Raw genomic sequence first — 7038 nt, forward strand, 5'->3', positions numbered from 1 at the left:
GCTTGCTCACGCGCGCGGTACCGCACCGAGGAGTAAACGATGGCCGTCGTCATTCATGATTTTGAAGTTGAAGTGCAACCTCCCACGCAAGCCGGCGAAGGCCGACAACAAGCCGCGGCACAACCGCCGCCGACCGATGCACAAACGATTGTGCGCGTGCTCGAACGCCAGCAAGAACGCGAGGCGCGCGTGTTGGCGCATTGAGGCTGAGTCGTTATGTCGAATCGTTCCACATTACGCGCCACGCAACCCACGCTGAGCCTTGCGGGTGAGGAAAAGCCTGCGCTCTCGAGCGCCTTGCTGAGCATGTTGCTGGAAGAAAACACCGACGGGCTCTTTCGTTGTGAAGCGTTGTTTGGCAATTGGGGCGCGAGCGGGCAGGGCGCGGGCTTTCTCTATTTTGACCGCCGCACGCTCGATTTCGGGCAGGAGTTGCAAGTGAAATTCGGGCAGGACGTAGCGTTCACCGGACGCATCAGCGGCCTCGAAGCCAATTACCCTGAAGACGGCGCGGGCACGCCCGAATTGAATGTGTTAGCCGAAGATCGTTTGCAGGATTTGCGCATGACGCGCCGCACGCGCAGCTTCGAGGATGTCAGCGACGCCGATCTGTTGCGCCGCTTTGCCAACGAACACGGCTTGCAACCGGAGATCAACGTGAACGGCCCGACGCACAAAAGCCTGGCCCAGGTTAATCAGAGCGATTTGGCCTTTCTGCGCGAACGCGCCCGCGCAATTGATGCCGAACTTTGGGTCGAAGATCGCAAACTCTTTGCGCAATCGCGCGCGCGGCGTGGCCAGGACACTTTGCAACTGACCTACAAATTCAATCTGCGCGAATTCAGCGTGCTGGCTGATCTGGCGCGCCAGGCGACCGGCGTCACCGTCAGTGGCTGGGATGTCGCGGCGAAAGCTGCGCTTTCCCACGAAGCCACCAAAGACGCCATTGGCAATGAACTCAATGGCGATCTGAGCGGCGTGCAATTGCTGGCCGACAAATTCGGCACACGCCGCGAAGCGCTCACGCACACCGTCCCGCTAACGGGCGAAGAGACTCAGGCCGCCGCCGAGGCCTGGTTCCGGCGCGGGGCGCGGCGCTTTGTGGTGGGGCGCGGCGTGGCCGAAACTCAAAAACGGTTGCGCGTGGGTGGCACGTTAGATTTGCAAGGGCTGGGGCCGCTCTTCAACGGCAAGTATTACGTTTGCGCGGTCAAACACCGCTTTGATCGTGTGCACGGATTGCGCACGGAATTTACGGTCGAACGGCCTGGTATAGGCCGAGGCTGAATTGAGTATGCGAAACACCGCTCTCGATTTGTTGTTGGAAGCGCGCGTGCCCACCGGCCTTGGCGGGTTGTGGTACGGCGTCTTTCCGGCGCTGGTCAGTGACATCCGCGATCCTGATGGACAAGGGCGCGTGAAAGTGTTGCTGCCATCGATTCCCGATACAGGCGACAGCCGTTACGAAGTCTGGGCGCGGCTCGCGACCCTGATGGGCGGCGACAATCGCGGCAGTTGGTTCATTCCCGACGTGAATGACGAAGTGCTGGTGGCATTTGAAGGCGGCAATCCGCGCCGCCCCTATGTTATCGGCGCGCTCTGGAATGGACGTGACCGCGCGCCCGAAACGATGGACGGCGCGGGCAACAATCACCGCAAGGTGCTGCGTTCGCGCAACGGCGTCAAAGTCACGCTCGATGACACCACCGGGCAGGAAAAAATGGTGCTCGAAACGCCGGGCGGGCAAAAGATCACGCTGAAAGATGGCCCCGGTTCTATCGAGGTCGTGGATAGCAACGGCAATTCGGTGAAGCTGGAAAGCGCGGGCATCACCATCAACGCGGCGGCCAAAGTCACGATCAGCGCCAGTCAGATTACGCTGCGCGCGCCCATCGTGTCGGTGGACGCGGGCAACACCAACATCAGCGGTGTCACGCGCACCGATACGCACATCAGCAACAGCGTCATCAGCGCGTCGTATACGCCGGGCGCAGGCAACATTTGGTAACAGACATCAGGCAGGACTTACACAAGGATTTGCCACAGAGGCACGGAGACACAGAGGAAGACAGAGAGCGCCAACAAAACTGTAAACAAGCTCCGTGTCTCCGTGCCTCTGTGGCTACCTTGCTCGCGTCCTGTAGGTAACAAATAACGATGATGCAGCATCAGGAACAATGGATTGCGCCCGCGCCGTTATGGGCTGGCTCAGGGCAAGAAGCGGCGGTGCGCGCGGCCTTCGCACAGCCCGCCATTCTGCGCTTCGCCTCGGATGCGTTTATGGAAGACGTTATGCGCATCCTGGCCCAAGACCCGCTGCAATTGAATGGCTTTATCGCGCAGCCCGAAACCTGGCGCGGCCCGATGCTGACGGGCCAGACGGCAACATTGTTGGTAGCGAAAACCGAGACCTCGGCGTTGGCGCGCAAACTTGACCGCTTGCGTGTCAACACCGAGCGTTTGCGCAAGCTGTCGAGTCCGACCGGCTTGAGCGAGACGCGCAGCGCCAGCGCCTTGCGCACAGTGGATGCGCCGCCGCCGCTCAAGCTCTATCAGCCCGCGCACCAGCGGCATTACCTGGTGAGCGCCTGTCTGATTTGCCAACTCAAAGGCTTGCCCGACCGCGTGGTAGACGAAGGCCAACAGGAGCGCGCGTTTTATGTGTTGCGGCGATTGTTGCCCACAGCCTTGCCGGTGGCGGGTGAACCGTTGGGCAGCGTGGATGCGCAGGCTTGGGACGAATACGCCTTCATTGTCACGCCCACCGGCAACGGCTGGCAGAAACTGGGCAGCGACCGGCAACGGCTGGCCGACGGCGAAGAGGAATTGGCACTCTTCGGGTTGAACTATACCGAAGACGATGGGCGGTCGCGGCGGTTGCTGGCGGGCGTGATTCCGGTCGGCAAACGCGAGCAATACATGGGCGCGGGGCTTTCAGCGGCAACGGCGGCGACGGCAGCGCCACCCACGGGAACGCCGCCGGTGACTGATCCGCGCGTGCGGCGGCTCTATACCGAATTGCGCGAGCCGTGGAAGCGTTTGCTGGAACGGGCGGCACAAGCCCATGCGGCGCTCACCGCGACGCCAGGGCCAGATACGGCGAATCCAGCGCAAACAATTCTGGATGCCTATCGCGACGTGCGCGAACAGTTGCAAACGGTTTCCTGGTACATGCTGCTCGATTTCGCCAAATACCTGCGCGAGCACTTTCCGAACGGCGTGCCCGCGCCGCTGACCACGCGGCTGCAAAGCGCCCGCTATCAGGCGCGCACATTCGCCGAAGCGCTCAGCTTGATACTGCCCTGGGAACAGCGGCTCGAAAACGAGGCCGCCCAGTCGTACAAAGAAGCGACTTCGGAATCCAACACCGCGTTGCCGTGGCCGAATTTCCGCTTCGCCTTTGCCGATGCCGGGGACGGTTCCGTGCTGACGCCCAGCGTGGACGCCGCACAGGTCTTCCACACACCTGAACGGCTGCAAGAGGAATTGAGCAAGGTGGATGAGTTTGTCGAAGCCGTGCGCGCCTTGCTGCCGCCGCTGCCAGCGCGGCAAGCCGCGCCACTCGCCACCCAAATGCCGTTGGATATGCGCGAAGGATGGTTTGTATTGCGCTGCATCTGGGTGACGCCGAATTGCGGGCCGTTGCATCCGCCGCTGGTGAGTGCGGCGAGCGCGCCGTTTCAGATGGCGGGCTTTTTTGATCCCGATGCGCCCGCGCGTCCGATTCGCATTGCCTTGCCGTTGGATACGACGCCGGCGGGCTTACGCAAATTCGATAAGAACACGGCCTTCATGATTTCGGATGTGCTGTGCGGCCAGCTTGACCGCGTGCGCGGGCTGACGCTGGGCGATCTGGTGCTGAGCGTCTTGCCGTGGCCCTTTCACAAAGACTTGTCGGTGCCGGATGGCGGGCCGTGCGCGCCGGGCGGTTTGCCGGGCGGCGAGATGTGTTCGTTCTCGTTGCCGATCATCACGCTGTGCGCGCTGATTATGTTGATCGTGATCGTCAGCCTGTTGGATTTGATCTTCCGCTGGCTGCCGTTTTTCAGCATCTGTTTTCCGCTGCCGGGGTTCACGGCGGGCAAGCGGGGGAATAACTGATGAGCGAAGCCGGGCGTATTTTTGGCCGTGGCATCAGTTTCCCGCCGCGCCTCGGGCCGGATGGCCGCATGGTCTGGTCAGAGGGCGAGGACAACATCCGCGAAGCGATTCGCGTCATTCTGCTGACCGAAGAGCAGGAGCGGTTGCAATTGCCTGAATTCGGCGGCGGGCTGGGGCGTTTCCTGTTCGAGCCGAATACCGTGACGACGCGCCAACTCATCACCGAACGCATCACGCAGGCGCTGGAGCTTTGGGAACCGCGCATTCGCCTCGAGGCCGTCGCGGTCGAACCCGATACGACCGATCCGCAAGCCGCCATCGCGACCATCCACTACCGGTTGGTTGCCACTCAGGCGCGCGAACGAGTTTCGTTGAGTGTGAGTTTGAGTGGGGGCTAGCGGTCAGGGGCTGGGGGCTGGGGCCTAGGGGCTAGTGGTCAGCGCGAGAAACCTGACTGCTGACCATTAGCCCCTAGCCCCCAGTTCCTAGCCCCTAGCTCACAGCCCCTAGCCGGGAAATTATGCCAATACTGCTTCCAACCATTGATGACCGCCGCTATCGCGATTTGCGCGACGAAGTGCTGGCACGCATTCCGGCGCATACGCCGGAATATACGAACTTCAATGAGAGCGATCCGGGGGTCACGCTGATTGAGGCCTTCGCCTTTTTGACTGAGAACCTGCTTTATCGCAGCAATCAGATTCCCGAACGCAACCGGCGCAAATTTCTGCAACTGCTGGGCGTGCCGTTGCAACCGGCGACGGCGGCGCGCGGCCTGGTGACCCTCAACAACGAACGCGGTTCATTGGCCGCCGTCACGCTCAATCACGGCCTCGAAATCAATGCGGGCGCGGTGCCGTTCCGCACGACGTTGGGGTTGGAAGTGCTGCCCATCGAGGCGCAGTGCTTTTACAAACGCGCCTTCACGGGCGATGCCGACCGGCGGCAGCAACTGCGCGCGTATTACGATCAGCTTTACGCCTCATTCCTGCTCAATCCCTTGCAGAGCGAGTTGGAGCTTTACGAGAGCGTGCCTTTTCCCCAGCCCGGCAATGCGGGGCTGAATTTGGGCCAGGATACGCTCGACGGTTCGTTGTGGATTGCACTGCTTACGCGCGTGAGCGACCGCCCGGCCACCAATGACGACGCGGGGCGGCAGGCCTTGCGCGACGAGGTGCGTCACCAGATCGCCAATCACACGCTCAGCCTGGGGCTGGTGCCAGTGTTGGCCGAAGCCGCACGGCAACTCTTGCCCGGCGGGCCAGCCAATCCTGAAACGCAGCCTTTGTTTGCCTGGGAAATCCCCGCGCCGAATTTTCAAAAACTCAACGCGCGCGTGCTGCACGACGTGCTGACGCAACCGGGCATCGTGCAAATCACGCTGCCCGCCGACTTGGGCAAGTGGGATGCGCTCGAACCGCTGGAAGCAGGCGTAGGCGAATTGCCGCCGCCGCTCGACGACACGCAACTGAGCGACCGGCTCATCACCTGGATTCGCCTGCGCGTGGAAGGCCCCGCGCAAGTGAAGCTGCTGTGGGCGGGCATCAATGCGACGCTGGCCGATCAGCGTGCCGAAGTGCGCAATGAGCAATTGCCCAAAGGCATGGGCCAGCCCGATCAAGTGATTCAACTGGCGCGTCAGCCGGTGATTCCCGGCTCGGTGCGGCTATCGGTCACGCCGACTACGCAAACGCGCGAAGACGTCTGGGCTGAAATCGAAGACCTGACCGCCGCCGGCCCTGAAATCATTGCGCCCGATCCGCGCCTGCAACCGGGCGCGCCCTTGCCGCGCAACACGCCCAGCCAGGTCTATCGTCTGGATGCCGAAGCGGGCCGCCTCACGTTTGGCGATGGCTTTCGCGGCGCACGCTTGCCGCGCGATGCCACGGTGCGGGCCGATTACGCCTACAGCGTGGGGCGCGCGGGCAACGTCAACGTGGGCGCGATCAAGACGGGCGCGGCCTTGCCTGCGGGTTTCAAAGTGAACAATCCGGTGCGTACCTGGGGCGGAGCCGATGCCGAACAGGTTAGCGCGGGCGAGAAACAGATTGCGCGGTTTTTGCAACACCGCGAACGGTTGGTGACCGCCGAAGACTTCGACACGATTGCGCGCCGCACGCCCGGCATAGAGATTGGGCGGCTCGAAGTCTTGCCCGCCTACAACCCCGAATTGGGCAGCAACGAACCCGGTGATGCACCTGGCGCGGTGACCTTGTTGGTCATCCCGCAAAACGATCCGGCCAATCCTGAAGCGCCCCGGCCCGACCGGCTGTTTCTCAACACGCTTTGCGCCTGGCTCGACCAGCGGCGCCTGGTGACGACCGAAGTGTATTTGCGCGGCCCCGATTATCGCGACATTTGGGTTTCGGTAGGCATCAACGTCGTCGCGGGCGAGCGCAGCCTGGCCGAAGTGACGCAAGCCGTCGAACAGGAAATCAAACGCGCACTCGCGCCCTTGCCCGCGCCCGCCGCGCGCGAATGCGCCGAAGCGTTCGCGGGCTGGCCCTTGCGCAAGGCGGTAAACGCCTTGGAACTGATGGCTATCGTCAGCCGCGTGCCGGGGGTGATGCTGGTCAATGAACTGCTGCTGGGCGACCGCACGCTCGACAATTTGCCGCAACTCAATTTGACCGGTTTGCAATTGCCGCGACTGGCCGGGCTTTCCGTCACGTTGGGCAGGGCTGTGCCGCTGGCCCAATTGCGCAACGGGACAGGCGGCGGCACAGATACCGGTACCACAGGCAGACCGCGCCGGTTGCCGGTGCCGATTGCCGCGACGCAATGCAAGTAAGCTCTGAATCGCAACCACCGCAACCACCGAGGTTGCGGTAGTCAAGTGCAACTGCGGGCTTGGCCCTACGGTGTTTAGAGTTCCGCCTTTAGGCGGTCAGCGGCGCGCAGCGCCGGATTGACGCGCCTGCGGGCGCGCTGACCGCC

The 7038-nt window shown here is 62.6% G+C and carries 6 protein-coding genes; all 6 read left to right on the top strand.

The window, feature by feature from the left end; all coding sequences use genetic code 11:
- Positions 1-39: 39 nt before the first annotated feature.
- The 6 genes from HY011_34655 (at position 40) to HY011_34680 (ending at position 6892) form a co-directional block, all read left to right on the top strand.
- Positions 40-204 carry a hypothetical protein gene (locus HY011_34655; GenBank protein ID MBI3428095.1) on the top strand — a complete coding sequence of 55 codons (165 nt, stop codon included), beginning with the start codon at positions 40-42 and terminating at the stop codon, positions 202-204.
- Between the two features lie 12 nt (positions 205-216).
- Entirely contained in the window at positions 217-1287 is a 1071-nt protein-coding gene (locus HY011_34660; GenBank protein ID MBI3428096.1) for a phage late control D family protein, read from the top strand.
- Between the two features lie 7 nt (positions 1288-1294).
- Positions 1295-2008, top strand: coding sequence for a type IV secretion protein Rhs (locus HY011_34665; protein ID MBI3428097.1), 714 nt, complete (start codon positions 1295-1297; stop codon positions 2006-2008).
- Between the two features lie 149 nt (positions 2009-2157).
- On the top strand, positions 2158-4101 hold the full coding sequence (locus tag HY011_34670; GenBank protein MBI3428098.1) for a hypothetical protein: 1944 nt from the start codon (positions 2158-2160) through the stop codon (positions 4099-4101).
- Positions 4101-4499 carry a GPW/gp25 family protein gene (locus tag HY011_34675; GenBank protein MBI3428099.1) on the top strand — a complete coding sequence of 133 codons (399 nt, stop codon included), beginning with the start codon at positions 4101-4103 and terminating at the stop codon, positions 4497-4499. The genes HY011_34670 and HY011_34675 overlap by 1 nt, the downstream gene beginning before the upstream one ends.
- Before the next feature lie 122 nt (positions 4500-4621).
- Complete coding sequence (locus tag HY011_34680) at positions 4622-6892, top strand: baseplate J/gp47 family protein (protein MBI3428100.1); 2271 nt, start codon at positions 4622-4624, stop codon at positions 6890-6892.
- The last annotated feature ends 146 nt before the right edge of the window (positions 6893-7038 follow it).

It is taken from the genome of Acidobacteriota bacterium (assembly GCA_016196035.1).
Taxonomy (GTDB): Bacteria; Acidobacteriota; Blastocatellia; order RBC074; family RBC074; genus JACPYM01.